This window comes from Paenisporosarcina sp. TG20 (assembly GCF_000286315.1).
Taxonomy (GTDB): domain Bacteria; phylum Bacillota; class Bacilli; order Bacillales_A; family Planococcaceae; genus Paenisporosarcina.
Map to the genome: position 1 here is coordinate 1 of NZ_ALJG01000081.1, position 2,041 is coordinate 2,041.

General features: G+C 40.0%; 1 protein-coding gene. It reads left to right on the top strand.

What is annotated here, in order from left to right; all coding sequences use genetic code 11:
* Window positions 1–87 precede the first annotated feature (87 nt).
* On the top strand, window positions 88–1,974 hold the full coding sequence (locus B371_RS0100540; RefSeq protein ID WP_026022936.1) for an IS1634 family transposase: 1,887 nt from the start codon (window positions 88–90) through the stop codon (window positions 1,972–1,974).
* Window positions 1,975–2,041: the final 67 nt, after the last annotated feature.

The following is a 2,041-nucleotide window of genomic DNA, read 5'->3' on the forward strand; positions in this document are numbered from 1 at the left end:
CTTCCGGGAATCTAAATGTAGTGACCTAATAATTAATAATTATAACTTTTGATTGATTATCCAGTTTCGATAAAGTATAATTAAATTATGTTTATAAGAGAAACGACCACTAAAAATAGAATAACCAAAAAAGAATATAAGAAACATGTGTTGGTTGAATCCTATCGAACAGAAATAGGACCGAGGCAGCGGGTTGTGATGCAATTAGGAACGCTCACCCTTCCAAAATCTGAGTGGAAAAAATTAGCTTCCGCCTTGGAAGGCCGCATAGCCGGTCAAATTACGCTGTTTGAAGATGAAAATGAAATCGCTGAGGCTACTGAAAAGGCGATGATTCATTTTTCTTTTACTCAGAAAAAGACACAGGCTAAAGAAGAACGTCTAGAGAAGGGAAACTTTGTATCTGTTGACTTGGATTCAATCGCTACGGCAGAGTCTCGTTCTCTTGGTCCTGAATTAGTTGCCCATACGATGTGGGAGCGTTTGGAGTTAAACGAGCTATTAAATGCTTGCGGTTTTACCCCTACCCAACAAGCACTTGCTGAAGCAATCGTTATCGGCCGTTTAGTTGCCCCTTCCAGTGATCTGGCATCATGGCAGTGGTTACGAGAACGTACCGCATTAGTTGAATTACTTCCTGTTAATCTTTCAGAGATAGGAAAAAATGCGGTATACGAAATAGCGGATCAATTGCTGGCCAACAAAAAGGAATTGGAACGAGGGCTTCGCGCAAAGGAAAAGATGCTGTTCCCACGTCAAAATCAAGTGTATCTGTATGATTTGACCAATACCTATTTCGAAGGGGGGGCACAAAATAACGAGTTGGCAAAACGAGGCAAGTCGAAGGAAAAACGATCTGACTGCCCACTAGTTACACTAGCTCTCGTTGTCGATGATGCGGGATTCCCTATTTTTAGCCAAATTTATGGAGGCAATCAATCTGAACCAGAAACACTGGAGGATATATTGACATGTCTCCAAACAGATTCGCCACTTGAGTTATGGGATAACCGACCGATGATTGTGATGGATCGAGGCATCGCTACAAAAGATAACTTGGCACTTATAAAGGAACTAGACTATCCGTACATCGTAGTTGAGCGGAGAGCTGTGGAAAAGGATTACCTCGATGAATTCCAAGATGCAAGGGAATCATTTGAAAGGATTTCACCCGGGAAATCAGGGGAACAGAGCCGTTCAACAGATGAAACGATATCCGAGTCTGTATTTGTGAAAAAGCTTTCTATTGAAAAAGGAAGTCGAATTCTTTGTCTTAGTGAAGGGCGTGAGAAGAAAGAGGATGCCATGGATTCCTTAAAAGAAACCCGATTTCTAGACGATCTTAACAGATTAAAAACCTCTGTTGAAAAAGGGAATATCCAGTTAGTTGAAAAAGTGGGTGAACGTGTCGGGAGACTCAAGGAACGGTATTCTACTATCGCTCGTTACTATGAGATTCATTTGGAAGTAGATGAAAAAGAAGAAAAGGTAAAAGATCTAACTTTTGAAAAAAAGACTACACGCAAGGATCGTTCAGTCTTAACAGGTTGTTATGTCATTGAAACAAGTGACGAAGCGTTGTCTGCCGAAGAAGTATGGCGTTTATATACGACATTAACCAAGATAGAGGCAGCTTTTAGGTCATTAAAAACAGATTTAGGAGTAAGGCCTGTTTATCATCAATTAGCCAATCGAACGAGAGGACATCTGTTCATTTCCGTTTTGGCGTATCATCTACTAATAAGCATCGAACATCAATTAAGAGAACAAGGAGATTCACGAAATTGGTCAACCATTAAAGATCAACTATCGACCCATCAACGGACGACGGTAATAGTTACCGATGAAAGTGATCATATTCATCATATTAGAATCTCCGGAACAACAGAAAAAAGTCATCGTGAGATATACAAGTTACTACATGTGAAAGATCCATTGAAAAGAAAACATGAAATTGTCGGAAAAAGGTTGTAGTGACCAAATAAAAAGAAGAAACCTCTATATGAAGGGGTTTCCGTGTACTTGGGATGAAAGTTGGGTT

Excerpts from the sequence above, each read along its gene's own strand:
- B371_RS0100540 (WP_026022936.1), top strand. The coding sequence starts at position 88 with ATGTTTATAAGAGAAACGACCACTAAAAATAGAATAACCAAAAAAGAA.